The organism is Methylocapsa aurea (assembly GCF_000746085.1).
Classification (GTDB): Bacteria; Pseudomonadota; Alphaproteobacteria; order Rhizobiales; family Beijerinckiaceae; genus Methylocapsa; species Methylocapsa aurea.
On record NZ_KN050804.1, the window covers coordinates 234,015 to 256,968 of the forward strand.

Annotated in this window: 28 protein-coding genes and 1 riboswitch; of the genes, 1 reads left to right on the forward strand and 27 read right to left on the reverse strand. The window is 60.5% G+C overall.

The window, feature by feature from the left end; genetic code table 11:
* Nucleotides 1-68 precede the first annotated feature (68 nt).
* The 23 genes from DL86_RS16250 to cobD all read right to left on the reverse strand — a co-directional run bounded on the left by DL86_RS16250 (nt 69) and on the right by cobD (nt 18,530).
* Nucleotides 69-659: a hypothetical protein gene (locus DL86_RS16250; protein WP_202899223.1), complete on the reverse strand. Its 591-nt coding sequence runs from the start codon at nt 657-659 to the stop codon at nt 69-71.
* The gene (locus tag DL86_RS16255) at nt 643-1,059 is read right to left on the reverse strand and encodes a group II truncated hemoglobin (protein WP_245276405.1); all 417 of its coding nucleotides are present in this window, start codon (nt 1,057-1,059) and stop codon (nt 643-645) included. Before DL86_RS16255 ends, DL86_RS16250 begins: the two co-directional genes overlap by 17 nt.
* A 64-nt stretch (nt 1,060-1,123) precedes the next feature.
* The gene (locus DL86_RS16260) at nt 1,124-1,981 is read right to left on the reverse strand and encodes an SIR2 family NAD-dependent protein deacylase (RefSeq protein WP_036263570.1); all 858 of its coding nucleotides are present in this window, start codon (nt 1,979-1,981) and stop codon (nt 1,124-1,126) included.
* Complete coding sequence (locus DL86_RS16265) at nt 1,981-2,205, reverse strand: hypothetical protein (protein WP_036263999.1); 225 nt, start codon at nt 2,203-2,205, stop codon at nt 1,981-1,983. The genes DL86_RS16260 and DL86_RS16265 overlap by 1 nt, the downstream gene beginning before the upstream one ends.
* A gap of 47 nt (nt 2,206-2,252) precedes the next feature.
* Nucleotides 2,253-2,558, reverse strand: a complete 306-nt coding sequence (locus DL86_RS16270) for a 2Fe-2S iron-sulfur cluster-binding protein (protein WP_036263572.1) — start codon at nt 2,556-2,558, stop codon at nt 2,253-2,255.
* Between the two features lie 69 nt (nt 2,559-2,627).
* The gene (locus DL86_RS16275) at nt 2,628-3,779 is read right to left on the reverse strand and encodes a DegT/DnrJ/EryC1/StrS family aminotransferase (RefSeq protein ID WP_036263573.1); all 1,152 of its coding nucleotides are present in this window, start codon (nt 3,777-3,779) and stop codon (nt 2,628-2,630) included.
* Nucleotides 3,776-4,051, reverse strand: a complete 276-nt coding sequence (locus DL86_RS16280; RefSeq protein ID WP_036263574.1) for a hypothetical protein — start codon at nt 4,049-4,051, stop codon at nt 3,776-3,778. The genes DL86_RS16275 and DL86_RS16280 overlap by 4 nt, the downstream gene beginning before the upstream one ends.
* A gap of 8 nt (nt 4,052-4,059) precedes the next feature.
* Entirely contained in the window at nt 4,060-4,272 is a 213-nt protein-coding gene (gene nifT, locus DL86_RS16285) for a putative nitrogen fixation protein NifT (protein WP_036263576.1), read from the reverse strand.
* Nucleotides 4,273-4,312: 40 nt separating this feature from the next.
* Nucleotides 4,313-5,449 carry a cysteine desulfurase family protein gene (locus tag DL86_RS16290; RefSeq protein WP_036263578.1) on the reverse strand — a complete coding sequence of 379 codons (1,137 nt, stop codon included), beginning with the start codon at nt 5,447-5,449 and terminating at the stop codon, nt 4,313-4,315.
* 718 nt (nt 5,450-6,167) lie between these two features.
* On the reverse strand, nt 6,168-6,428 hold the full coding sequence (locus DL86_RS16295) for a nitrogen fixation protein NifZ (protein ID WP_245276406.1): 261 nt from the start codon (nt 6,426-6,428) through the stop codon (nt 6,168-6,170).
* The gene (locus DL86_RS16300) at nt 6,425-6,760 is read right to left on the reverse strand and encodes a nitrogen fixation protein NifZ (protein ID WP_036263583.1); all 336 of its coding nucleotides are present in this window, start codon (nt 6,758-6,760) and stop codon (nt 6,425-6,427) included. Before DL86_RS16300 ends, DL86_RS16295 begins: the two co-directional genes overlap by 4 nt.
* A 100-nt stretch (nt 6,761-6,860) precedes the next feature.
* Entirely contained in the window at nt 6,861-7,649 is a 789-nt protein-coding gene (locus DL86_RS16305) for a 4Fe4S-binding leucine-rich repeat protein (RefSeq protein WP_036263584.1), read from the reverse strand.
* Nucleotides 7,639-8,166, reverse strand: coding sequence for a hypothetical protein (locus DL86_RS16310; RefSeq protein ID WP_036263586.1), 528 nt, complete (start codon nt 8,164-8,166; stop codon nt 7,639-7,641). Before DL86_RS16310 ends, DL86_RS16305 begins: the two co-directional genes overlap by 11 nt.
* A gap of 12 nt (nt 8,167-8,178) precedes the next feature.
* Nucleotides 8,179-8,544 (reverse strand): HesB/IscA family protein, encoded by a 366-nt coding sequence (locus DL86_RS16315; RefSeq protein ID WP_036263588.1) that lies wholly within the window; start codon nt 8,542-8,544, stop codon nt 8,179-8,181.
* 2 nt (nt 8,545-8,546) lie between these two features.
* Nucleotides 8,547-8,768: a YfhL family 4Fe-4S dicluster ferredoxin gene (locus tag DL86_RS16320; protein ID WP_036263591.1), complete on the reverse strand. Its 222-nt coding sequence runs from the start codon at nt 8,766-8,768 to the stop codon at nt 8,547-8,549.
* 77 nt (nt 8,769-8,845) lie between these two features.
* A complete protein-coding gene (gene nifB, locus DL86_RS16325) occupies nt 8,846-10,435 on the reverse strand; it encodes a nitrogenase cofactor biosynthesis protein NifB (protein WP_036263592.1) in 1,590 nt (529 codons plus the stop codon).
* Between the two features lie 470 nt (nt 10,436-10,905).
* Complete coding sequence (locus DL86_RS16330; protein ID WP_084572978.1) at nt 10,906-11,724, reverse strand: 4Fe4S-binding leucine-rich repeat protein; 819 nt, start codon at nt 11,722-11,724, stop codon at nt 10,906-10,908.
* A 197-nt stretch (nt 11,725-11,921) separates the two neighbouring features.
* Nucleotides 11,922-12,116 (reverse strand): 4Fe-4S dicluster domain-containing protein, encoded by a 195-nt coding sequence (locus DL86_RS16335; RefSeq protein ID WP_036263594.1) that lies wholly within the window; start codon nt 12,114-12,116, stop codon nt 11,922-11,924.
* A 359-nt stretch (nt 12,117-12,475) separates the two neighbouring features.
* Nucleotides 12,476-14,242, reverse strand: a complete 1,767-nt coding sequence (nifA, locus tag DL86_RS16340; RefSeq protein ID WP_051953599.1) for a nif-specific transcriptional activator NifA — start codon at nt 14,240-14,242, stop codon at nt 12,476-12,478.
* 454 nt (nt 14,243-14,696) lie between these two features.
* Entirely contained in the window at nt 14,697-16,154 is a 1,458-nt protein-coding gene (locus DL86_RS16345; protein ID WP_084572979.1) for a 4Fe-4S binding protein, read from the reverse strand.
* Between the two features lie 177 nt (nt 16,155-16,331).
* Nucleotides 16,332-16,670, reverse strand: coding sequence for a cupredoxin domain-containing protein (locus tag DL86_RS16350; protein WP_036264003.1), 339 nt, complete (start codon nt 16,668-16,670; stop codon nt 16,332-16,334).
* 56 nt (nt 16,671-16,726) lie between these two features.
* Complete coding sequence (locus tag DL86_RS16355) at nt 16,727-17,269, reverse strand: iron transporter (protein WP_036263597.1); 543 nt, start codon at nt 17,267-17,269, stop codon at nt 16,727-16,729.
* 199 nt (nt 17,270-17,468) lie between these two features.
* Nucleotides 17,469-18,530: a threonine-phosphate decarboxylase CobD gene (gene cobD / locus DL86_RS16360; protein WP_036263599.1), complete on the reverse strand. Its 1,062-nt coding sequence runs from the start codon at nt 18,528-18,530 to the stop codon at nt 17,469-17,471.
* Between cobD and cbiB the strand changes: the two genes are divergently transcribed.
* A complete protein-coding gene (cbiB, locus tag DL86_RS16365; protein ID WP_036263601.1) occupies nt 18,529-19,536 on the forward strand; it encodes an adenosylcobinamide-phosphate synthase CbiB in 1,008 nt (335 codons plus the stop codon). The two genes, cobD and cbiB, sit on opposite strands and share 2 nt — an antisense overlap.
* Here the strand turns inward: cbiB and DL86_RS16370 are convergent.
* The 4 genes from DL86_RS16370 to DL86_RS18910 form a co-directional block, all read right to left on the reverse strand.
* Nucleotides 19,520-20,959 (reverse strand): cobyric acid synthase, encoded by a 1,440-nt coding sequence (locus DL86_RS16370; protein ID WP_036263603.1) that lies wholly within the window; start codon nt 20,957-20,959, stop codon nt 19,520-19,522. The genes cbiB and DL86_RS16370 overlap by 17 nt on opposite strands.
* A 26-nt stretch (nt 20,960-20,985) precedes the next feature.
* The gene (gene cobO, locus DL86_RS16375) at nt 20,986-21,606 is read right to left on the reverse strand and encodes a cob(I)yrinic acid a,c-diamide adenosyltransferase (RefSeq protein WP_036263607.1); all 621 of its coding nucleotides are present in this window, start codon (nt 21,604-21,606) and stop codon (nt 20,986-20,988) included.
* Nucleotides 21,607-21,752: 146 nt separating this feature from the next.
* Complete coding sequence (locus tag DL86_RS16380) at nt 21,753-22,223, reverse strand: hypothetical protein (protein WP_156964714.1); 471 nt, start codon at nt 22,221-22,223, stop codon at nt 21,753-21,755.
* A 30-nt stretch (nt 22,224-22,253) separates the two neighbouring features.
* The gene (locus DL86_RS18910; protein WP_156964715.1) at nt 22,254-22,727 is read right to left on the reverse strand and encodes a hypothetical protein; all 474 of its coding nucleotides are present in this window, start codon (nt 22,725-22,727) and stop codon (nt 22,254-22,256) included.
* 16 nt (nt 22,728-22,743) lie between these two features.
* Nucleotides 22,744-22,954, forward strand: a riboswitch (cobalamin riboswitch).

A 22,954-nucleotide genomic window follows, 5' to 3' on the forward strand; every position in this document is an offset into this window, starting at 1 on the left:
GAGCAAAAGTTCGAAGCGGCGCGCCGCTCCAGCAAAATGGCTGTGATCAACTCGGTCACGCCGAGCCGTCAAACCGGCCGGTTTTCATTGGGGTTGCGGACGGGTCCCATGCGCTTGATCCCCTCTTCGAAGCTGATCACATCCCAGTCAGCGTCGAACTCGAGCGCCTTCTTGGTGATGTAGTCCATCTTCCCGGCGGTGTTGAGTTTCTTGATGTCGTTCTTGTCGATGTCGAGCAGTTCAAGGAACTCATTATAGGCGGTCGCCTCGCCGATCGGCAGACAATAGAAAGTGACGTCGCCCATCGGGATGCGATACTTCATCAACAAGTCCTGATTGTTGGAATAGATGAAATATTTCCCGCCCGGCTTGAACAGATCGCCGAGGACCTCGATTGTCGTTTGCAGATATTCGAACGACAGGAGATAGCACATGAAGAGTTCGAAGGCGGGCTCTCCTTCTCTCGCAGTGGCGAACACCTGCCAGATGGACAATTCGGGCGGACGCTTTTCGTCGGCCATGGAAGCCTGAAACTTCAGGGCGATCTCGCCGCGAAAGCCGAACCGGCCAGGGCTTATCTCTTCCTTGATGATCGGATGCGTCAGACGTCCCTCAGCGTCGAGGCGGGTGAAAAGCGTTTTTTCAATTGTGAGCGTCATGAGGGTTCCCGTCATCATTGCGGACCCAGTCCGCCAATTTGTAAAAGGATTGGAGCAAGTCCGTCCGAAGCTGCGCTTCGGCGACCACTTCTTCGAGCGCGCGGCTCATGCAGGCCATCCAGGCGTCCCGTTCCGCTTCCCCGATCCGAAATGGCATATGCCGCATGCGCAAGCGCGGATGCCCGCGCTCTTGCGAATAGAGCTTTGGGCCGCCGAGCCATTCCCCCAGGTAGCGCTTGAGCACCTGACCTACGGACGTCAGATCATCGGCATGCATGGCCCGGATCGTCTTGGCTTCCGGCAAACGATCCATCTGCCGGTAGAATGCGTCGACGAGTTGGTCGATTGTCGCCTGGCCGCCAATGCGGACGAATGGAGTGGAGTCCTGAGAGCTAGTCACTATCTCCGACCATTCTCCAGCGGGTCCGATGCTTTCGCGCCGGAACCGGCAGGATTCGTTCTGCTCAAACGAGAGCAGCCACTTTCTCTGGGGCGAATTTGCCCATGAACTCGGCGAGCGGCATGTCGATCCGTTCGACATTATAACGCTCGAGGAACTTGAGTTCATTTTTTGTCGGCGTTTCGGGCAGGACCGCCCAATGTTTTTCCGACGAACGCTTCATGATCTGCCAGGCGAAAATCCGCTCGACCTGATTGATGAAGCGGCAGCCAAGAAACAGAAAGTTCCGATCGGTGCGGATCTGCTGGACCTTCTCGGGGATCGGCGTCTGGATGTCGATCTCGGTCAAGACCTCCACATAATCGGAATCAGAAACCAGGAAATTGCCTTCCGGAGCAACCGATCCCAGAGGCTGGTAAAGAACCGTCGACCAAGCCTCGGCGGCCGCAAGCTCCGCGTCTTTTTCGATCCGCGACCCGTCCGGGTTGAAATAATGGACCCAGGTCGCAAGATGTTCGGCCTGACTGACGCCTTGCACGTAACCCCAATTTTCGCGGCCCGCGAGGGCCTGCTGCATGAGATCATCGTACCAGACATGCACCACCAGCGGCAATTTCGGCCAGGACGCGATCCACGCGTGGAACTCGGTTGGCTCGACATGCGGCTTGAATGCTTCAGTCATGACCGAACTAATGGTCTTGCGATGCTTGAAATTCTCAATGAACTGCGCCGCCGCCGAAAGATTCTTGCGGATCTTGTGCGGGACGGTCGCCCTGGCGGTCAGCTTTTCCACCAACCGGTCCGGGCCCGCGGGAAGCGGACAATCCGGGCCGACAAGCGACAAAGCGCCCGGTCCCACGTAGGGGATAAGGCGGCCAGCATCAAGCGCCGCATGAATCTCTTCGAGCGTGTGCGTGTTCATCAAAGAGCCTCGAGTTTCGCGCCTTCCATGGTCTTGAACTTGGCGAGGTCCTCGAACGTCGTGTAGAACGCCGCGCGGCCGCCAGAAAGAGCATGAATTGGGAGATGGTTGGAAAGATAATTGTGCCAATCCTGCGGCGACACGCCGACGGGCGCTTCTCCACAGAAAACGCAATCGCCTCTAGGATTGTAGCGGACCTGGATCACGACTTCAGCTGTAGACATTTTCGGAACTCCTTTTTGAGTTTGCTTCAGGAAACCGTTGGAATGGCTCAACCGGAAAGTGCGCCGAGCAATTCGATTGTTACATTTTCCGTGCCGTTGACGACGCATTGGCAGGCCAAGCGAGATTTAGATCCGACGCCGACCATCGCATCGAGCCGCTCGTTCTCAGGATTCACCATCTTAGCGAGACCTTTTCTGCCCTCGAGAACAAAAATGTGGCAGGGGTCATATTTTTTGGCGGTCTCACATGTGCATTCGATCGGCACACCAGCCGCCTGAATTGCTTCAAGGAGGGTCGAACCTTCCGCGGCTTCCAGCGTCTTGCCTGAAGGTTTGATAGTGATGGTCGGCATTTAAACTCATTCCCTGTTTGCGTGGTTGGATTAACGACATTCGCCGCCCTGTGAGGAGTGGCGTGGACTTCAAAGGGTGATTTCGGCGCCCGCCCCGATATTGATCGAAGCGTCCTTCATCGAGCCGACGATGAAAGCGATTTGATCCTCGGTAAGATGGGCGTGGAACGGCAGCACGACCGCCCGATCAGCGACCTTTTCCGTTACAAGAAAGTCCTTCTTGCGATAGCCGAGATTGAAATAATGCGGCTGAAGATGCAGCGGCACGGAGTAAGCCGCGGCCTCGATTTCCTCTTTGGCTAGGTCCTCGATGATGCCGTCGCGGCTGGAGCGTGAAAAACGCGTGCCCAGATGGACGGCATATAAGAACCAATGCACTTCGGTCACGTCGGGCCCTATGTAGGGATCCTTGATCCCCTCGAAGGATTTGACGTAATCATAGTACCAATATTCAGTCCGCTTCCGCCGTTCAAGGATCAATTCGAGCCGCTGAAGTTGCACCAAACCGAGCGTCGCCGATAGATTGCTCATGCTCCCATGATAGGAAGGCGCGCCGCCGACAACGACCGAAGGCCGTTCGTCAAGACTGTGGTTGCGATGGCGGCGGATCGCCATCGCAACATCGATATCGTCGGTGAGCACCATGCCGCCATCGCCGCAAACAAGCGGGCCCGGCTGCGAGAAGTCGAAAATCGAACAATCGCCAAAGGTTCCGACCAAGGCTCCCTTGTAGGTCGATCCGATCGCTTCGCTCGAATCCTCGATCAGGATCAACTTATGCCGATCGGCGATCGCGCGAAACTCCGTCCAGGGCGCCGGGTGCCCATTGTTGTTGCTGACGACAATCGCCTTGGTCTTCTCGGAAATTTTCCGTTCGGCCTTGTCGGGCGCCAGCGTGCCGGACCAATAGTCGATGTCGGCAAAAATCGGGAAAGCGCCGCGAATGGTGATCGCATGCGTGATTTCCCGAAACGAATGGGATGACGTGATGACTTCATCGCCCGGCCCGATCCCGTAGGCGTCCAGCACCAGCATCAAGCCCATTGCGCCGCTCGACACCGCAACGGCGTATTTGCGACCCGCATATCGCGCGAAAGCTTCTTCGAAGGCCTCGATCGCTTCTCCCGTCGTGATTTGCGAAGATTGAAGAACCTCGCTGACCGCATCCAATTCGGCCTGCGACATGTCGGGATCGGAAAGCGGAATCATGTTCACGGTCATGGCGCGACCTTATTCTGAACAACGATAATTCCAGTCGCGATAGAGGGATCTCTCGTCATCGTGACGCAGTGATTCACGGCGCTCACCAAATAGAGGGTGAAGCGCGCAAACTCCTTATACGGGCGCTCTCCATCGACGTCGCTCGGATCGCAACGGGTCAGCGAGACGCCGGGAAAGCGCTGGCGAAAATCCTGCAGCACCGCCGCGTCAGCGTCGGGCGCCGCAAGGAGCGCTTCGATCTGCGCAAGATTTTCCGTCGAAAGACTGCTCATGGCCAGACTCAATCATCGCTCAATTTGCGCGCTTCCACCGTGCACGGAATATCGACGCCCGGCGTCATCGGCGGCAGCTCGAGCTGCCAGCCATTGGCCAGCGTAACGATGCCGCCCCACATTTCGGGCTTTTCCATCGACACCACGGGCTCTTCGAGGTCCTTTTTTGGCACGTAGACAGAAAGAACGCCGGCGCCGTCCTTGCGAAGCATGATCTTCATCTAAGTCCTCACTGATCCCACGGAGTGCGGGAGTGTTTCATCAAGCGGCGATCGCAGCCGCTTCGTTCACGATCCTTGGCAACACTTCGAGGAGCGCGTCGACTTCGGCCTCGGTATTGTCGCGGCCAAGAGAAAAGCGGACAGACGACAACGCGCCGCGTTCGCCAAGCCCCATCGCGAGCAGCACATGCGAGGGTTCGGTTCCCGCCGAGGTGCAGGCGGCCCCCGCAGAGGCGCAAATCCCGGCGCGATCGAGACGTTCGAGAAGCAACTCGGCTTCGAGATCGCCGAAGCGGATATTCGTCGTATTGGCGACGCGCGCCGCGCCGAGGCCATTGATCGAAGCGATCGGCACGCGCGCGAGGATGCCGGCCTCCAGCCTGTCCCGCAATGACGAGAGATGGGCGTCCTGCTGCGCCAACTCCTTTTGCGCCAGCGCGGCGGCCTTGCCGAGTCCGATAATGCCCGGCACGTTTTCCGTGCCGCCGCGCCGGGCCCGCTCCTGATGCCCGAATATTTGCGAGGCGAGCTTGACGCCTTTGCGCACGAAAAGCGCGCCGATCCCGGTCGGCCCATGCAGCTTATGTCCCGACAATGACAACAAATCGACGGGAATCGTCTTGAGATCGACCCGGAGCTTGCCGACGGCCTGCACTGCATCCGTATGGAATAAGACGCTCCGAGCCTTGGCGAGCGCGGCGATCGCCTCAATCGGGAACACGACGCCGGTTTCATTATTCGCCCACATGATCGAGACGAGGGCGGTATCGGGCGCAAGACTCGCAGCCACGGTTTCCGGATCTAACTGCCCCCGGGAGTCGACCGGGACATAGGTGACGCGCACGCCCTTCGTTTCGAGATGAGCCAAGAGCTCCAAACACGAGGGATGCTCCACGGCGCTCGCAACGATATGCTGCTTTGCCGGATCGAGGGCCAGCGCGCCGAGGATCGCAAGATGATTCGATTCCGTGCCGCAACTTGTGAAGACGATTTCGGGCGGCGAACAGCCCAGAAGACGGGCGACCTCGCTGCGCGCGCCCATGACCGCCTCCTTGCTGCACTCACCCGCCTTGTGCTTGCTGGACGGATTGGTCGGCCCGGTCCGCATGCAGGCGGCCATCGCCTCGATGGCCTCCAGAGCGACCGCAGTCGTCGCGTTATTGTCGAAGTAGATCATCGCCTTCCACTCACAGCAAATAAATTGGCGATCAGGAGGCGCCGCCGCCACCCTGACCTGACCTCAACCGACCACAGCCCCCTAAGCAAGTTTCGTGCAACTGCTCGTAAGCCGACAGGCGCATTGTTGCGCCGCCTGCGGCCGCGCGCCCCGCCGCGAGCAATCACGCTTTTATCTATTTGTTCGGACCAATGATCTTGTTTCGACGGGCGGCTAATCATCGGCGGCGCCCTTGTCCGATCAGGGATATCCGCCAGCCCGGCGCGATCGACGCCAAAGCCAACTAAGGGCTTTCACGCCCGTCCGATGGCCAAGGGGTTGGCGACCGGACCGCTTCAGCCTGGAGCGCCTCCCGATCAGATGGAATCATCTGATCGAACAGGAGTCGCTCAGATTTCAAATGGTTGGAGCAGCATGTTCTGATCGAAAAAGTCGGTCAAATTTTTCGGAACACGCTTTAGCGGCAGAGATCCCGCAAGGCGCCTAAAATATAAGCAGATTATAGATCTAGATATCGCCGCGGTCGCCGTGACGGTCAACCAAACCGATCCCTGCCTATCCATTTGCGTCGGAGCCCTCCCTATTTAGACGTCGGATATATCCGATGTCTAAATAGGGAGACATCAGATATATTCGATGTCTCATAAGAACATGCTCCAACTCTTTGATCTGAAGCGATTCCTGTTCGGTCAGATGATCTATGTGATCGGGAAGCCCTCTAGCGGTCGTCTTCGACAGCGAGTTCTTCTTCGAGACAGCCAACCACCAGTCGCGTCCCATCGAATTCGACAAGATAGATTGGCTTTTTGGTCTCTTCGATCATTCCAATATTGACGATTTCACCGGCGTCGCCCGTCCGCACCAGCAAAACATCGAGCGGTTGATCGGGATAGGACCCATCGTTATAGAGATCCTCCACCGCCAACACGCGCTGGCCCCATTGAAACTTTGGCGGATTCGCGCCACCGGGATCCATCATTCTCCGCTCTCCTTCGCCGGTTTGGCCGGCTTTTTCTTGGCGCTCGCCACATCGTCCTCGTCGTCGCAAGCCTCCAACTCCTTCGATTTCATTCCAACCTTATTTCCGGTCTGAATGAACTCGACGCCAAAAATGTAGAATTGTTGGAGGAACGTGCCAATGTTGCAGACATAGCCCTCCTCGCCTTTCTTGGCGAGTATGTCGCCGACGTCCTTGCCGCAATAGGTCCCATCATTGCGAACGGTGCGTTTGGTCCGCACGCGCTGGCCATAGGTGAACCGCGGCGGTTCATTGAGCTCGACGACGTCGCTATCGCGGCTGATGTTGGTCATCTAGCATCTCCTCGACAATCTTCCCGATATCAAATAGTTCGCCCGCGCCAAGGTCGCAAGCGCCCTGCGATCGCCCGCCAAGAAACCTATCGATCCTTGCTCAGCTGATCATCTTCACAATCGGCGCCGAGCCATCGAGCGCCTTCACATTGCCGCCCCGTTGGCGCGCAACGTCCCGCACCAGCGGATCGGCGTCGTCCTGCATGTCCGCCAGCCGGGAAACAGCAATCCGGCTCGCCACTTCGTAGCGAACCCGCCAATCCGGATCCTGTTGCAAGCCGCCGAGCTGTTCGTCCGAGAGCCGACGCGCCACTTCGAGCCTGACGCCGGGATCCTTATCCTGCGCCATCCGCATCAACCAAGCCGCATCGATGCGGCGCACGATGGTGCGCCTGACTTCCGGCTCGGGATCGTTGATCATCATCGGCAATGTCGAGGGGGACAGGCGACGCGCGATCATGGTGCGGACGTAGTAATCGCGATCGTTCATCATCGAGACCAGCCCGGCGTCATCGAGACGCGAGGCGACGCGAATGCGAACCTCGCGATGCGGATCGTCGCGAAGGCGCAGAAGATAGCTGTCCGGGAGCCGCGCCGCCGCCGCCCAGCGGACCGTCTCATCGGAATCGGCCAGCATGGCGGGCAGTCGAAAAATGTCGGCGTGTTTGGCGGCGACCGCCCGCGCCTCGAAATAGGGATCCGCCAGATGATCATTCGCCAGACTGGGATTCCAGTCGAAGAACCGGTCGATGCGGCGCGCGTACCGATCCTTCACGCAGGCCTGCTTCAACTGGCATTTGCCCTGCTTCTGCAAGTTCTGATATTTGCACGCGGCGCAGTCGATTTCCTTGCCGGCGAAATCGCGGGCTTCGTCGATTTCACTCTTCATCGCCCTGCTCCATGCGTTGATGGACCTCGATCAGCACAGTCGCGCCGATCTTGTCGCTCGCATCAAGCTCAAGAAGCTTCATCGCCGCGGCGAGGCCTTCGTCGAGATTGCCCAACCGCATCTGCAGATAGGCGTAACCCTTCAAGACGAACAAATAAAACCGCGGCAGCATTGCGTCATAGCTGCTGAAATTGGCGTCGCCGCTTTGGACCTCCCGCCAGTCGTCAGCCAGATTGTTATGATGCGCCGCTTCGGCGAGACAAATGCGGGCGACATCCAAGCATTCGACCAGTCGCCCTTTGTAAAAGTAGAAACGATACAAGCCAATCAGCACCGCCGGATGGGCAGGGGCTATCGCCTCCGCCTGACGGAGATGCGCCAAGGCAAGCTCATCGCGATCATAGAGGCTCGCGGCGAGCGCAAGATGCTCCTCCGCCGCAGGAGGCAAGCCTCCGCCAAGCAGCGCCTCAACCGCCTGGATCGACGGCGGCTCATTGAAGCCAGTCGTCAAGTCCATGCGCGGCCTCGCTTAATGTTGATGATCGTGTTCGTGGAGATGGCCAACGTCCGGAGCGCTGTGAGAACCACAGGTAGAGACATTCTTGGGGTCGTGAAACTTCAATCCGGCGGACGTCGGAGTCTCGACAAAGTCCATGGTCACGCCTTGCAGCAGAAGCCGGCTCTGGGCGGGCAGAAAAAACCGCAAGCCATTATATTCATGAACGGTCTCGCCGGCGGCCGGCGCCGCTTGAACGCTGAACTCGGCGGAAAGGCCGGAACAGCCGCCCGGAGAAACCGAGAGACTCAGGCCGCTGCCTGGGCCGCCATCGAATCGAAGCATGCGCCGGACGAATTTGTCGGCCGCGGGAGTGATCGTCACATTCAGATTTTGCATATTCAAGCCGCCGGTTGGTAACGTGGATAAGACTCATCGACGATGCAGGTCTCTTCGACCGGACAAATCAAAGCACATTGCGGGTCATCGTGAAAGCCGATGCATTCGGTGCATTTGGTCGGATCGATGACATAGATCCCTTCAGCGGCGCTAATCGCTTCGTTGGGGCATTCCGCCTCGCACGCCGAGCAATTCACGCAAGACACCGCGATTTTCAATGTCATAAGCCGCTCCTATCAGGGACGAATGGGAGGGCGTCGGAACGCGCATGACGCGCCCCGACGCCTTGATTTAGGCCAGCTTATTCGGCGGCCACGGCGGCGACGTCCACCGCGACTTCGCCAGGACGAATTTCGGCGTCGCCCTTTTCAACATGAACGATCGAACCGTCTTTGACGCCTTCGAGATAGCGCTTGAAGTAGGTGATCGCCGACTTCTCGATGAACTCATGCGCGAATTCGTCGACCGCTTCGATGCCGGCAGCGAGCAGGTCCTTCTTCGGGCAGCCGCCGATCTTCGCGACGAAGACCGCATGGCAGTCCTTGATGGCGCGGATCACAGTTTCAAGCGCGTCTTCTTCGCCGTAGCCGCCCTGGCAATAAAGGTCGACGCGGCGATGGCCGATGAAGTGAGCGCCCTTGCCGGTGCTGAGTTCATAGATCTGGAACTCGGCGGCGTGGCCGAAATGCTCGTTGATCCGGCCGCTGCCCTTCGTCGCGACAGCAATGAGGATCTTGATGTCGCTTTCCACGCCAGCGAGAATCTGAAGCTCGGAAGCCTTGGCGCCGGAAACGGCGAGACGCTCCTCCTCGACCTTGGCCTGATAGGCCTGGCGGGTCGCGAGGTCGTAGTTGACGTCCATCTCCATGATTTTTTCGGTGGTGAACTCGGCGCTGCGGTCTTCGCCGAGAAGGCCAACGGCGTCGGCGCGGCACTGGCGGCAGTGGCGCATCATGTTCATTTCGCCTTCGCAGCTGTCCTGCAGGCGCTTCAACTCCTGCGCCGTCGGGCCGCGCTGGCCGGTCAAGCCAAACACCGTGCCGTGCTCGGCGGCGGAGATCAGCGGCATGATGTTGTGCAAGAAAGCGCCGCGCGACTTGACGGCCCGGTTCACCTCGACGAGATGCTGATCGTTGACGCCGGGGATCATGACTGAGTTGATCTTGGAAAGGATGCCGCGCGCGGTGAGCATTTCCAGGCCCTGCATCTGACGATCGGTCAGGATCTGGGCGGCTTCGCGGCCGGTATAGCGTTTATGCTTGTAGAAGATCCAGGGATAGATCTTCGCTCCGACGTCGGCGTCGACCATGTTGACGGTGATCGTGACGTGATCGACATTGTATTTGGCGATCGTGTCGACGTGGTCGGGAAGGGTCAGCCCGTTCGTGGAAAGGCAGAGCTTGATGTCGGGAGCGGTCTTCGCGATCAGGTCGAAGGTCTTGAAGGTCTTTTCCGGATTGGCGAGGGGGTCGCCGGGGCCGGCAATGCCAAGAACCGTCATCTGCGGAATGGTGGACGCAACGGCGAGGACTTTCTTCGCGGCCTGCTCTGGGGTCAAGCGTTCGCTGACCACGCCCGGGCGGGACTCATTGGCGCAATCATATTTGCGATTGCAATAATTGCATTGGATGTTGCAAGCCGGAGCCACGGCGACATGCATGCGCGCGTAATGATGATGCGCTTCTTCGCTGTAGCAAGGATGGTTCTTGACCTTTTCCCAAATCTCCGGGGCGAGATCGTTCTCGCCGGCCGCCGTGCCGCAGCTCGCCTTTTTGCCGCCGTCGCTGTTGGTTTCGCAACCCTTGTGCTCGGCCATCTTCTGCATAATCTCTTCGGCCGTTGCGCCGGCCTTAGCTGCCGCAGCTGCGACCTCGTGTTCTGACAAATCCATGTTCGATCCTCGCTTTTGGCTGGAACCTATTGGTAACAAGGGGCGCGCCACGCTTTCCCTCTTCCGCCGATAAGCTCAACTGCGATCTGGATAGGTAAGATCGCTTGGCCAAGGTTGAGCAACTAGCATGCCAAAAATGGAATAAGTCTAATCACTTGAATCAGCGGAGGTTTCCCGAAAACCTCAGGCTGTCGCGATCCCGACGCGCCGTCCAATAGGCGCAACTGGCGTCTGTTTGAAAGGCGACACCCATCTGAGCCCCCGGGTGCTCTAGGTCAGAAAGCCCTCCGCCTCACGCGATAAAGCGAAGCGAAATGGGCGGCGGATAAGATGCCCGACAAGCTTGGCCAGCGCCTCCCGGTCCGCCAATTAAGGCGTTGCAGCCAGCGCGGAGGCCGGAAACCTGAGGCCAATCGGCGCATGCGGCGAATGGTCTAATCCAGGCGCGATCGGGGCGTGTCGGTTTTCGTTCAGTGAATGCCGCGCGGGGCGCCGTCGCCGCCCACGCGATCATTAATATCCGCCTGATGCAGCGATGGAGTTAGACCAAGCTCCCGCATCCTGAGGCGCGCCATGTCGCGGACGATCGGGTCGGCATCGCTGAGAAAGAGCGGCAGAGAATCCGGGTCGATCCGCTCCGCGACGGTGAATCGAACACGGAGGTCCGGATCATTGACAAGAGCCGCCAGACGCGCCGGAGGCAGACGTTCCGCCACCTCCATCCGGACCATCGGATCGGCGTCGGTCCGCATATCGAACAGGCGACCGGCGGGAATCCTGCGCGCGACCCATCGCCGCACGGCGGGATCGCGATCGCGCATCGCCATGACCAGGAGGTCTGGCGCGATCCTGCGAACAACCACGCCGCGAACAAAGGGATCCGCGTCGCCGAGCATCGCAATCAAATCCTTGCCGTCCATCTTCATGGCGACGCCGATGCGAACCCGCCTGTCGGGATCATTCGCCAAAGGCTTGACCCGCTCGCGCGGCAGGCGTGACACCGCCATGGTCCGAACCTCGGGTTCGGAATCGGACAACATCGGAGCGACGCGAAACAGGCTCGCATATTTTACGGCGACCGCGCGCAACTCGAAATAGGGGTGGTGGAGATAGGCGTCGGCGAGCTGCGGCGAGGCCCGGAAAAAGCGGTCCATATGCTTGATGACGCGGTCATGCGCGCAGCTATAGCCCTTGCGGCACCTATCCTCGGCAAGCAGCGCTTTATGGACGCATTGATTGCAATGAATTGGCTGCCCCAACCAGTTGCGAGCGTCGTCAGCCGCATCCATGGCGCGCTCCACACAGGCTGGCCTCGGTCGGACGCAACCGGGCCGGTGCTAAAGCGCTTTCAGACTCCACGGAATCAGAAAGCTGCTCTAGCTTTTCATTTCATCGCATTTTCTTAGCGCGGACCGGGGTCCGCTTCGCTCGAAAATGTTCTAACCCGCCAGATTGCAGAGGCGGGCTTTGTAAATGCCGTCGAATTTCAGGCTGGCACGCAGGTCTGCGGGACCGGGCACACGGTATCGCATTGCGGATGATCAAAGTCGTTCTCGCATTCGGTGCACTTCTTCGGATCAATGACATAGGTCTCATTCTTGAACGAGATCGCCGCATTGGGGCACTCAAATTCGCAAGCGCCGCAGACGGTGCATTGAGAGGCGATGATCTTGTAGGCCATTTTAGAATTCTCCTTCAAAAAAACGTCCGGGAAACTTCCTTACATCCTGGACCAAAGGTAAAAGGTCAAATGTTCGCCGGCTCCGCCCGTGCATAGGCCAATTGATGCAGAAGGTGACGAACCCCAACCAACACCGGCGCCGCGCCGTATTCATGCCGTTGAAACCGCTACACGGCGCAGCAAGTTCTATACCAGCGCTCCGATGTTCGGCCGTCCCTTGGGAAAAGCGGCGGCGCGCAAGCGTTGCGACGACCGCAATGTTCCACCTTGGACAATTTCATGGAAGGTTTCGCGCGCCGCCGCCGAGCCAGATCCATCCGCGCCTTGAGTCCGGGCGCCTCTTGGCCCCTGCGGCGCGCTCAGAACTTTTTGATTTCGATCCCGTGCTTGCGCAGCGCATAGCCGATCTGGCGTGGGGTCAACCCCATCATTCGGGCGGCTTTCGCCTGGACCCAGCCGGACTTTTCCATCGCCTCGAGCAAGCGCTCCCGCTCCGAGGCGTCGCTCCCGGCGCCGTCGAAATATTCGCCCTGAGACTCGGCCGACACCGCAGCCGAAGACTCGGGGCTGGAGGGCGCAAGGGCTCGGGGCGAGGGCTGCGGCGTCTCCCGATAGGGTTCGGCCGGCGCTGGAGCGCCTGAAAAAGGCCCCAAGCCGCCGATCGGCTTCGACCAGGCGTCCGCCGAAGTCTTGCCTTTCCAGAGCGTCGCAGAGAGGCATTGGTCCTGCCCGCAAGCGAAATCCGCGGCGACGATTGCGTCATCGGCGGCGAAGGTCGCGGTGCGCTGGACGCAATTTTCAAGTTCCCGCACATTGCCGGGAAAATAGCAGGATTTCAAAACCTGCATCGCCTGCTTGCTGAAGGCGAGTTCGCGGCCATTCTCTTCGTTGAATTGTTCGAGAAAACGCGCCGCGAGCAGCGGAATATCGCTGCTGCGCTCGCGCAGCGGCGGCAGGAGCAGGGGCACGACACTGATGCGATAATAGAGGTCGGCGCGGAACTCGCCATTGCGGACCGCCTCTTCCAAATTCTTGTTGGTCGCGGTGATCAACCGCACGTCGGCCTTCAACGTCTTGGTTCCGCCAACCCTTTCGAACTCGCCGCTCTGCAGGACGCGCAAGAGCTTGGCCTGGAACGAGGACGAAATTTCACCGATCTCGTCGAGGAAAAGCGTGCCGCCGTCGGCGAGTTCGAAACGCCCCTTCCGGGTCGCGACGGCGCCGGTGAAAGCGCCCTTTTCATGCCCGAACAATTCCGATTCGAGAACGCTTTCCGCCAAAGCCGCGCAATTGACCTTGACGAAAGCATGCGAGGCGCGCGGCGACATTTCGTGCAAGGCGCGGGCGAACAGTTCTTTGCCGGTTCCTGATTCGCCGCGAAGCAGCATGGTCGCATTGGAGCGGGCGACAATCGAGATTTTGTCGAGAACCGAACGAATCGCCGGACTTTCTCCAATAATGCCGGACGCCCGCGGCTTGCTCGTCGGCGTCGGCTGCAACTTGGTGATCTCTTTCTGCAAACGATGACTTTCCTCGATCAAGCGGTCCCGGTCGCGGGCGACGACGCGATGCAATTTGACGGTTTGGCCGATCAGGTTGGCGATCATCACCAGAAAACGAACATCGGAATCGAACCTGAAGACGCTCTCGCCATCCCAGATCCGATCCACGGTCAAGGTGCCGACCACCCTGTCGCCGGCGCGAATCGGCACGCCCATGAAGGAGACCTTGACGCCATCGGAGGCGAGGACGGCGACGTCGTTCGCATCGAAGAGATCGTGGTCAGCGACATTATGCACGACAAGCGGGACATCGGTCGCGACGATCTGGCCGATCGCCCGCTCAGGATAGCGCAAGGGTGAATGCGGTAAGGTCTCCTCGCTCCATCCCGCCCCGACCGCCACCTCAGGCACGCCGTCATCGGCAAGAAGCACGATGGTTCCGTGCCGCATCTGCAGAAATGAGGAGAGCAGATTGAGGACGTTCGCGAGCGTTGTCTCAAGCCGCGTCGGCGCGGTCAGGATCTTCGAGATTTCATAGACGCCGATCAGCGCGATCTCGCTTAATTGGATGCGTTGCGACGATGCGGCGGGCTTGCTGGCGGCCAAGGAGTCGAGCTCTGTCATTGCGCGGCCTTCAATAGCTCGGGAGTTTCCTCCCTGTCGGACTTCCGACATATGCCAATTATCCAGAGAGTGGGGTCGTTTTTTCGACACGCCCTTTGTCTAGATTCCAACGTGAAGTTCTAACCCGACTAAGAAATCCTGTCGCCCTTAAATTTTGAGCATGGATATGCAAAACCTCTGAGCATTGCGCCTTGTTTGCCAGCAGAAATGAAGGCTTGAAATCGCGCTCAAAGTAATCTTTACGCAATTGTCTGACCTGAAACAAAGACCGCGACACTATTACAATCGAGGCTTTAACAAAAAGTTCTCTACTTCATATGCCCGGGCGCAAGCGTCTTATTTGTTGCGATTGCGCCCATTGCGCCAATGGCCCTGCATGAAACTGTCGGGCGTCGGTCATCGGAAAGCGGCAAAGGCGCCATCAAATTAGGCTGGATCGTCAACCGCGCCGATCTCACCAGACCCAGAACAGCAGGACCCAGCTTCCAACGCCGATCGAAGCGGCGAGCGCGATCCATGCCGTCGCCAGAAATCGGCGCGGCGCATGCCGGGTCCGCAGGCCGGCGATCCGCCAGCTGAGGCCGATCGACCAGAGCGCGGCGCCAGCGAGCAAGCCGCCCCGAAGAAGCCCGACAAAGCCGAGCGACGCCCCCTCGGCGCGCAAGAAGGTGACGGTCATGGCGCTCAGCCCAAGAAAAACGCCGCAGGCGGCGATCGGAATGAGGCTTTGCGCGAAATGGTGAAAAGCCGCGGACGACCACGGCCCGAGGCTGCGCGTCGCCAGCCAAAGGCAGAGCGAGACCAATCCGCCGATGATCGCTGCGGTCGCTCCGATATAGAAGAGCAAGACGGCGCCGTCGAGCAGCGTCAATTGATCGTTGAGATCGGGATAATCGGTCAGGATCCACCAGGGCGGCTGCACCTGCAGCGGCCAGACGAGGCCCTGCTCGATGAGCCATCCCGCCAAGGCCTGCTTGATCGAGACATACCACGGGCTGGCGCTCCAATGGAACGCGCCGGCCGCCACGCCCATCAAGCCGAAGACGATCAGCAGGGTTTCCCAGGGTTTCGGCGCCGATCCCGCGACATGGACGATTTCATGATTGGGCGCGCGCGGCGCGAGTTCAATGGCGCCGCGAAAGCCCTCGCAACGGCCGCACATATGGCAATCGGCGCCGCCGCGCATGGTTCGGATCGGGACAAGCGGCGCGCAATTGATGGGCGCGGCATGGGCGTGTCCGGAAAGGCGCGAGGCCGTCCAGGCGTCCTGATCGACGCTGAAATGCACCGGCGCGAGCTTCGCCAAAAGCCCAAAAACGCCATTCACCGGACAGAGATAGCGGCACCAGACTCTTTTGTTGCGCCCGTATAGATAGCCGACCGCGATCGCGCCAAGCGTCGAGCCGCCTAGAATCAAGAGGGCGGGCTTTGGATATTGATAGACGCTGACCATCTGGCCATAGACCGTGGTGCAGACGAAAGCGACAAAAGGCCAGCCCTTCCAGGTGATCCAGCGCGGCACGGCGTAGCCTTTGCCAAACCGGCTTGTCGCCTCCGACAGCGCCCCTTCCGGACAGAACAAGCCGCACCAGGCCCGCCCCACCAAAACCATGCTGAGCAGGACGAAAGGCCACCAAATGCCCCAAAAGGCGAATTGCGCGAAAAGGGTCAGATTGTCCCAAATATGCGCCATGCGTCCTGGCAAGGGCAGGAAGGCCGGAGTCGCGACGAGCACAAGATAGACAATGACGATCGACCATTGGACGCGCTGGATCAGGCCTTGGCGCCGCCGCAGCCATCCGCCGATTTGATTCAGACCACGCTCGATGAAGCCCCGGCGCGGCGGCAGTGCGGCTCGATGTGCTTGCTTCGCCGGCCCATTGTCGGCCTCGGCCGCAACCAGGAAATCCATCAACGCTTCTCTCCAAGCTCTTGACGAGCCCTGCCGCACACCCGCCGGCGGCGCGGATGGGAATGACGCCGGGACGATTGTAGGGTTTCAGTCATTGGCGTCTCCCTTCCCCGGAGCGCAGTGCGCACCCCCTGAGGTCAGGAATCGAACAAAGCCGGCAGCGCCCATTTTCGAGCCTCATTTCGCGACGAGCACGGCTTGGGGCGCGTCAGGATGAAAATCGTCGAAAAAGGCATATTCGCCAGGATCGAGGGTCCGGAACACCAGAATCGACGTCGAGTTCGGCGCCAGAACTTTTTCCTTGCGCAGCTCATTGCTTTCGAATTCAGCCGGCGTATCGCCGCTGTTGCGCAATTCGAGCTTGAACCGCGTGTTGGCCGGCACTTCGAGACGGAGCGGCTCGACTTTTCCGTCATGAAACTCGATCCTGAAAACCGGCTCCTCTTCGGCGCGGAGATGGGTCGAAGCCGCGGCGAGGAACAGGCTCAAAGCAAAAAAGCGCAAGGGCCAAGTCATTGGCCAAGTCACCGTGTTCTTATGCATATTGCCGTCTTTCCCGCGACGCTGGTCTGTCAATAGGCGCCTTTTTTTCCAGTTCCGGCATAGACGAATTCATATTCGACGGTGAAGGTCTTGAACCAAGGCTCGACGCCGGTTTCCTTATCGACATGGCGGCCGAAATGGGCATGCGGATTCTCGCTCGGCGGCGCGATGGTCAGAAGAAGCCTGTATTTGCCCGGCCCCATCATCTTGACGTTGTCGCCATAATGGGGTCCGTCATTGGCGACCATCGCCATGAATGCGCCCTTTTGGGTCTGATTGTCATCAAGCTTGGTCAATTCATAGGCGACCGCGAGATAGGGAATCCAATCGCCTTGCGCGAACCCGTTCTTATTGTCCTTGGCCGCCTTGATGTCGGCCTCTAGATGGACGTCGGATTCTTTTGCAAGGCGCATCGCGCCGGGCGGGTCCATTTCAATCGGCTGCAAATAGACAGCGGCTATGTCCATGCCGCCTTTTTCCTGCGGCTTGCCGATCGGATATTCCTTGGCTGCGAGCGGAAACCCGACCAGCAGGGCGAGCGCAGCATAAACCAGACCAAAGCGAAATCGCATTATGTTTTCTCCATACGAAGCTTACGCTTGGAAAGCTTCGGCGCAATTTCAGCGCATAAACAGCAAAAGGCGCTAAAGCCGGCTGAAATCGGATATTCTAATAGATCATCCGGCTAGAAAATACAAAAAGAAGTCTAGTTTATAATCATTTTAATATAGACTACGAGAAAGCTGCCGCGTCTAATCTTGATCCTCACAGTCACTCGCCTCGCATCAAGCTATCGCCGCATCGCTCCCCCAATCCGAGCGCGGCGCGAAGGCGCGCCCGGTCGCTCTCCCGATTGGGCGTCCCGAACCGGAGCCAGTTCGGCTGGGCGTCGAAACGCCGCACCCAAATCCCGGCCTTCGCCAGGCCTTCAAATAGGCTGCGCGCATCCTCGCGCGCCACCAGCTGGAACAACAAGCCGCCGCCAAGCGGGGCGAGGCGCGCCGCGGCGAGAATTTCGTCCCGCGCCTTGGCGTCGGCTTCCAGTTTGCGCCGCGTCGAGCCGAGCCAAGCCGGGTCCGCCAGGGCCCTTGTCCCAATCTCGACGGCCGCTCCCGAGACCGGCCAGCACCCCAAGGCGCGACGTAATTTCCCGGCCAAGGCCTCCGGTGCGATCGCAAACCCCAGCCGAAGCCCCGGCAGGCCATAGGTCTTGCCGAAGGAGCGCAGAGCGACGATCCCGCCGATGGGCATTTGCGGAACGACGCTGGCGCCGGGCGGCAAGAAATCCATGAAAGCTTCGTCGACGATCAACTGGCCGCCCCGTTCGCCAAGGACCCTCGCCAGTTCCCGCAGATCGTCAGCCGAGACAAGCCGTCCATCAGGATTATTGGGATTGACGACGACGGCGACATCCTTGTCGGCGAGCGCGGCGAGATCATCGACGACCGTCACCTCGGCGCCGCTGGCGCGCCAGCTTCGCGCATGCTCGGCATAGGCGAAGCCCAAAACGCCCACCCGACGCGCCGGCAATAGGTGGGGGAGCCAGGCAATGATCGCCTGACTGCCCGGCGCGGCGACCGTTTCAAAGCCGGCGCAAGCGTCATAGGCCAGCGCCGCCGCGCTTTCCAAACCGGCGAGCTCGACCGGATCCGGCAGCCGGGTGAAGGCTTCAGCGGGCAGATCGCCAATCGGATAGGAATAAGGGTTGACCCCGGTTGAGAGATCGAGCCAAGGCTCCGGCGCCTGCGGAAAAGCCTTGCGCGCGGCGGCGAGATTGCCGCCATGCGCCTCCTCGGCTAACCCTCGCCCCCCGGCAATCCTATGGTCATGCATGGATCTTATCGCAACTTTCACGCTCGCGGCGGCCACGGTGGCGATCGAGGCGGGCATTGGCTATCCGCAACGTCTCTTCAAGGCGATCGGCCATCCGGTCACCTGGATCGGCGCGCTGATCGCCCGCGCCGATGGGCGCCTGAACCATGAGGATCAGTCCTTCGCGCGCCGGCGCATCATGGGGGCCCTTGCCCTTGGCCTTATTTTGACCGTCGCCGGCGGCGGCGCGCAGCTCTTAAGCCTCGGGTTGGCGAGTCTGGAATTGGCGCGACCGCTTTCCCTCTTCATCACTGCGCTTATCGCTTCAAGCCTCATCGCGCAACGCAGCCTGCACGCGCATGTCCTCGCCGTCGCGACGGCTCTCGACCATGCCGGATTGGAGGCGGCGCAAAAAGCCGTTGGCGCGATCGTCGGCCGCGACGTCCGCGCGCTCGACGAGACCGGCGTCGCCCGCGCGGCGATCGAGAGCCTCGCCGAAAATTTTTCCGACGGCGTCGTCGCGCCCGCCTTCTGGATCGCGTTCGGCGGCCTTCCCGGCGGGGTTTGCTACAAGGCGATCAATACCGCCGACAGCATGATCGGCCACCGCACCAAACGTCACGCCGCTTTCGGCTTCGCCGCCGCCAAGCTCGATGATCTCGTCAATTTCTTGCCCGCGCGGCTTTCTGCCCTTTGGATTTCGATCGCAGCGGCTTTCCTGCCCGGAGCTTCGCCTAAAGCCTCGCAGCGGGTCGCGCGGCGCGATAGCCGGGGACATCCTTCGCCCAATGCCGGCTGGCCGGAGGCGGCCTTCGCCGGCGCGCTCGGCTTCCAGCTTGGCGGCCCACGCTTTTATGGCCAGACCCGAATCGACGACGCCTGGATCGGCTCCGGCGACAGCGCCGCCGGAGCGCGCGACATCCGCCGCGCGCTCGCGCTCTATCGCCGCGCCTGCGCCGTCCATTGCGGCTTTCTCGCGCTCCCGGCGCTCTTGCTCCTTGGGCGGAGTCTCATCTGGCCAGCGTAAGGAGAAGATCGAGATCCAAATGCGCTTCGAGATGCGCGGCGACAGCATCAAGGGCATCTTCAAGCGTTTGCTCGTAGGAGGCGCCGGACCCCGCGCCGCCGAGGCGCGCGAGCAAGGCGCTCCGCTGCGCCGCCTCCGCAAAAAGCCCATGCACATAGCTGCCGCGAACCCGGCCATTGGCGGAGATCGCGCCATCGGTTCGCCCATCCTCGAAGACCAGCAGCGGCCGCGCGCAATCCGGCCCGAAACTTTTGCCAAAATGCATTTCATAGCCCTTGAAGGGCGCGCCGTCCTCCACCCCGACGCCCCGCGCCGGCGCCAGAATTTTTTCGCCGAGAAACTCGGTGTGAATATCGAGCAGGCCGAGCCCCGGCGCCGCGCCCGGCGGCCCCTCAAAGCCCAAACTGTCGCGAATGCTCTTGCCCAGCATCTGATAGCCGCCGCACAGACCGAAAACATGGCCGCCGCGCCGCACATGCGCGGCAAGGTCGATATCCCAGCCCTCGCTCCGGAACGCGGCGAGATCCGCGATTGTCGTTTTCGACCCCGGCAACAGGACCAGCGCGGCCTCGACCGGCAAGGTTTGTCCGCGCGGCGTCATGACGAGAGAGACCTCGTCCTCGAGCGCGAAAGGATCGAGATCGTCGAAATTGGCGATCCCCGGCAGAACCGGAACCGCGATGGTTATTTTTCCCGAGCCGGGGCGTCTGCCGGCGAGCCCAAACGAATCCTCCGCCGGCAGGCGCCCCGCCTCGGAGCAAAAAGGAATGAGCCCCAGCGCCGGCCAACCGGTGTGGCTTTCGATCAACCGCATGCCATCGGCAAACAGCGCCGGGTCGCCGCGAAACTTATTGACGAGAAATCCCTGGATCATGGCGGCGTCGGCCGGGTCGAGCACGGCCTTGGCGCCGACGATCTGGGCGATGACGCCGCCGCGATCGATGTCGCCGAGCAAAATCACCGGGACATCGGCGGCGCGGGAAAAGCCCATATTGGCGATGTCGTTCTTGCGCAGATTGATCTCCGACGCGCTTCCCGCGCCTTCGACAAGGACGAGATCGGCCCGGCGCGCCAGCCGCGCGAAGCTTTCGAGCACATCGCCGAGCAGCCTTGGCTTCCACTCCTGGTAGTCCCGCGCTTGCGCATTGCCGATCACGGCGCCTCGCAGAATGATCTGCGCGCCGGTTCCGCTCTGCGGCTTCAACAGGACCGGATTCATGTCGACACTTGGCGCAACGCCGCAAGCGAGAGCCTGGACCGCCTGGGCGCGGCCGATCTCGCCGCCATCTTGCGTCGCAGCGGCATTATTCGACATATTCTGCGGCTTGAACGGCAGAACGCGCAGACCGCGCTTGCGATAGGCGCGGCAGAGCCCGGCGACGATCAGCGATTTGCCAACGTCGGACCCTGTCCCTTGCAGCATGAGCGCCTTCGCCCGCCGAGCTTCGGTCAGAACTCGATTCCCCGTTGCGCCTTCACGCCCGCCTTGAAATGGTGCTTGACGAGCGTCATTTCGGTGACGAGATCGGCGGCCTCCAACATTTCCGGCTTGGCGTTGCGGCCGGTAACGACGACATGCAGATCCGGCCGGCGGCCGGAAAGCGCCGCAACGACATCGCCAAGCGACAGATAATCGTAGCGCAAGGCGATGTTCAATTCGTCGAGGATAAGAAGCCTTATTTTCGGATCGGCCATCAATTCAAGCGCCTTCGTCCAGGCCGCCTCAGCCGCCGCCATGTCGCGGGCGCGATCCTGCGTCTCCCAGGTGAAGCCCTCGCCCATCGTATGCCAGGAGATCAGGTCGGAGAAACGGTTCAAGGCGGTGCGCTCGCCGGTCTCCCAGGCGCCCTTGATGAATTGCACGACGCCGCAGGGCCAGCCATGCCCGAGCGCGCGCAGCAAGAGCCCGAAAGCCGCCGTAGATTTGCCCTTTCCGGGTCCGGTATGGACGATGAGGAGGCCTTTTTCGGCAATGGTCTTGCCGGCCACCTCGGCGTCCTGGACCGCTTTGCGCTTCGCCATTTTTTCGCGATGGCGGAGGGCTTCGGATTGGTCATGAGCTGAGTTCATCGGCGTTTCACAAGTGAATCGAGAAGGGGAAGGCCCGCCGCCGACTTTTCCTATAGCGCATGACAAGACCATCACGAAGGGCCGCTCACCGCCCCACTGAAGGCGCCCGACAGCTTCTCGAACTCGGCTCCCGCATCAAGCAGCGCTCACAAACTTCTCTTTCCGATCCACGGCCGGATTTTCTCGTAAAGCTGCATTGGCGCGGTGATGCTGCCCACCGGCGGCGCGCCGAGGCGCAGCAGAACCGCCCTTCGCCAATAGAGCCGGGCTTCCTCGACCCCCGTGATCTCCGTCCAGGGGATCAAAAGCGGCGGCTTATAGAATAGACCCAATGGCATGTCGATCGAAAGGCGCAGGCCATCTTCCGCCAAACCGACCGCAACGCAGTTTCGATAGAGAATTTTTCCGACGACCAAGGTCTCGCGCCTCGATATATCGCGTCTCGGACCCTCCGGGGCGGCATAATAATACGCCAAATGGCTCCACCCGCCGCCGGCGCCTTTGAAATGCGCCGAAATGACAGGCTTCAGGACAGCATAAGCCAGACTCGCGAGCGCCAGCAGGCCCAAGAAGACAATAGTCGAAACGATGAACCATGGCTCGTTAGATGTCCACATAAAGGGCGCCTCGGGGTTTAGGTCTGCGCTTCATTCTCCCAGGTCGACGCCGGACTTGACATAGGCACCCGGCGCGCAAGGCGCGACGCGCCGACGCAGGGCCTCGGCTTCCAGGCGTGTTCGATAAGGTCCAAGCAAGACGGCGAAATAGCCCGGCCGGAAGCCCCTTATCTTGCTGGTATATTCCGTCCATGCCTCGATGCCGCACTCGGCGGCGGCGCGCTTCCCCCGCTCGGCGGCGCTGAAGGTCGCATCGCCGGCATAGGCGTCAAACGCAGACAGCACCACGAAGAAGGATGGGCCGGTCCTTGCGGAGGCGCCAAGCACGCCGCAAAGCAGTAGAAGCGCAGCCGCGCCGTAAATCCTGTAAGTCAGCATGGGCGCCACCGAACCGGGAATGCAGATATACTCGCCCACCCGCGCCTTGGCGCACTGATCTGGCGCAGATCCGATTGAGGCGAAGCGCCCCTCCTTGCCGGGCACTGGAACGCACCCGATTGACACGCCCGCCTTTCCGTCTAGTCTCCCCCTCCGCAACGGTCCCTCGCTTCGAGGGGTAAATGGGAATGTGGCGGTGCGCTCTTGCGCGTCAAACCACAGCTGCCCCCGCAACTGTCAGCGGGTAGTCGCGCGCAAAATCGCCACTGGGCGGCCGGGATTCCGGCGCTTGGGAAGGCGGCGCGCGACGTCGATCCGCCAGCCAGGAAACCTGCCGTTCGATCGAAAATGGG

Coding starts and splice junctions, on each gene's coding strand:
- DL86_RS16250 (WP_202899223.1), bottom strand. CDS start 659: ATGACGCTCACAATTGAAAAAACGCTTTTCACCCGCCTCGACGCTGAG.
- DL86_RS16260 (WP_036263570.1), bottom strand. CDS start 1,981: ATGAACACGCACACGCTCGAAGAGATTCATGCGGCGCTTGATGCTGGC.
- DL86_RS16265 (WP_036263999.1), bottom strand. CDS start 2,205: ATGTCTACAGCTGAAGTCGTGATCCAGGTCCGCTACAATCCTAGAGGC.
- DL86_RS16270 (WP_036263572.1), bottom strand. CDS start 2,558: ATGCCGACCATCACTATCAAACCTTCAGGCAAGACGCTGGAAGCCGCG.
- DL86_RS16275 (WP_036263573.1), bottom strand. CDS start 3,779: ATGACCGTGAACATGATTCCGCTTTCCGATCCCGACATGTCGCAGGCC.
- DL86_RS16280 (WP_036263574.1), bottom strand. CDS start 4,051: ATGAGCAGTCTTTCGACGGAAAATCTTGCGCAGATCGAAGCGCTCCTT.
- nifT (WP_036263576.1), bottom strand. CDS start 4,272: ATGAAGATCATGCTTCGCAAGGACGGCGCCGGCGTTCTTTCTGTCTAC.
- DL86_RS16290 (WP_036263578.1), bottom strand. CDS start 5,449: ATGATCTACTTCGACAATAACGCGACGACTGCGGTCGCTCTGGAGGCC.
- DL86_RS16295 (WP_245276406.1), bottom strand. CDS start 6,428: ATGATGGATCCCGGTGGCGCGAATCCGCCAAAGTTTCAATGGGGCCAG.
- DL86_RS16300 (WP_036263583.1), bottom strand. CDS start 6,760: ATGACCAACATCAGCCGCGATAGCGACGTCGTCGAGCTCAATGAACCG.
- DL86_RS16305 (WP_036263584.1), bottom strand. CDS start 7,649: ATGAAGAGTGAAATCGACGAAGCCCGCGATTTCGCCGGCAAGGAAATC.
- DL86_RS16310 (WP_036263586.1), bottom strand. CDS start 8,166: ATGGACTTGACGACTGGCTTCAATGAGCCGCCGTCGATCCAGGCGGTT.
- DL86_RS16315 (WP_036263588.1), bottom strand. CDS start 8,544: ATGCAAAATCTGAATGTGACGATCACTCCCGCGGCCGACAAATTCGTC.
- DL86_RS16320 (WP_036263591.1), bottom strand. CDS start 8,768: ATGACATTGAAAATCGCGGTGTCTTGCGTGAATTGCTCGGCGTGCGAG.
- nifB (WP_036263592.1), bottom strand. CDS start 10,435: ATGGATTTGTCAGAACACGAGGTCGCAGCTGCGGCAGCTAAGGCCGGC.
- DL86_RS16330 (WP_084572978.1), bottom strand. CDS start 11,724: ATGGATGCGGCTGACGACGCTCGCAACTGGTTGGGGCAGCCAATTCAT.
- DL86_RS16335 (WP_036263594.1), bottom strand. CDS start 12,116: ATGGCCTACAAGATCATCGCCTCTCAATGCACCGTCTGCGGCGCTTGC.
- nifA (WP_051953599.1), bottom strand. CDS start 14,242: ATGACAGAGCTCGACTCCTTGGCCGCCAGCAAGCCCGCCGCATCGTCG.
- DL86_RS16345 (WP_084572979.1), bottom strand. CDS start 16,154: ATGGATTTCCTGGTTGCGGCCGAGGCCGACAATGGGCCGGCGAAGCAA.
- DL86_RS16350 (WP_036264003.1), bottom strand. CDS start 16,670: ATGACTTGGCCCTTGCGCTTTTTTGCTTTGAGCCTGTTCCTCGCCGCG.
- DL86_RS16355 (WP_036263597.1), bottom strand. CDS start 17,269: ATGCGATTTCGCTTTGGTCTGGTTTATGCTGCGCTCGCCCTGCTGGTC.
- cbiB (WP_036263601.1), top strand. CDS start 18,529: ATGGATCTTATCGCAACTTTCACGCTCGCGGCGGCCACGGTGGCGATC.
- cobD (WP_036263599.1), bottom strand. CDS start 18,530: ATGCATGACCATAGGATTGCCGGGGGGCGAGGGTTAGCCGAGGAGGCG.
- DL86_RS16370 (WP_036263603.1), bottom strand. CDS start 20,959: ATGCTGCAAGGGACAGGGTCCGACGTTGGCAAATCGCTGATCGTCGCC.
- cobO (WP_036263607.1), bottom strand. CDS start 21,606: ATGAACTCAGCTCATGACCAATCCGAAGCCCTCCGCCATCGCGAAAAA.
- DL86_RS16380 (WP_156964714.1), bottom strand. CDS start 22,223: ATGTGGACATCTAACGAGCCATGGTTCATCGTTTCGACTATTGTCTTC.